This is a genomic window from Sandarakinorhabdus rubra, from assembly GCF_010994245.1.
Classification (GTDB): Bacteria; Pseudomonadota; Alphaproteobacteria; order Sphingomonadales; family Sphingomonadaceae; genus Sandarakinorhabdus; species Sandarakinorhabdus rubra.
In genome coordinates, this window is the sequence record NZ_WMHO01000423.1 from 1 (window position 1) to 819 (window position 819).

Below are 819 nucleotides of genomic sequence, written 5' to 3' on the forward strand. Positions count from 1 at the left end.
CGCGCCCGCCTGCAGAGGAGGTGCCGCCGCCGCCCAAGGTTGCGGCCAGCGCGCCGCCCGCGAAAGGCCCGCCGCGCGAGGCAGAGCCGGCCGTGGGCACGCCGCCGCTGCTGCAATGGCCGGCGATCGAGCGCTTCACGCTGGCCAACGGCCTGAAGGTCGAACTGGCGCGCCGCACCACCGTGCCGCTGGTGCGCATGATGCTCAGCCACGAAGCCGGCATGGCGGCCGATGAACGCGACGCGCTGGGCATCCAGTCGATGGCGCTGAACCTGCTCGACGAAGGCGCGGCCGGCATGAGCGGGCCCCAGATTGCCGAGGCGCGCGAGCGGCTGGGCGCCGGCATCGGCGCCTCGGCCGGGCGGGACCGCACCCGCCTGACGCTTGATGCGCTGAAGTCCAACCTGTCTGCATCGGTGCAGCTGTTCGCCGACATCGTGCAGCGGCCGGATTTCCCCGCCGCCGAGATCGAGCGGGTGCGCGGCCAGCAATTGACCGGCATCGCCCAGGAGGCCGCCAACCCGCTGGGCATCGCGCAGCGCATCCTCACCCCGGCGCTCTATGGCCCCCAGCATCCCTATGGCGCGCCGCCGTCAGGCCTGGGCACCGAAGCCAGTGTGAAGGCGATCACGCGCGACGCGTTGCGAGCGTGGCACAAGCGCTGGATCCGGCCTGACAATGCGACGCTGTTCGTGGCCGGCGACATCACGGCCGCCGAGCTGAAACCGCTGCTGGAGGCGCACTTCGGGGGCTGGCAGGCGGATCCGGCGGTGGCGCGCGGCGCGGTGCGGCCCGCCGGCGTGCTGCCCTCCGCGCCGG

1 protein-coding gene is annotated in these 819 nt (G+C 73.7%); it reads left to right on the forward strand.

What is annotated here, in order from left to right:
* The coding region (locus GJV64_RS15005; protein WP_164158320.1) for a M16 family metallopeptidase at positions 1-819 on the forward strand (819 nt) is incomplete at both ends.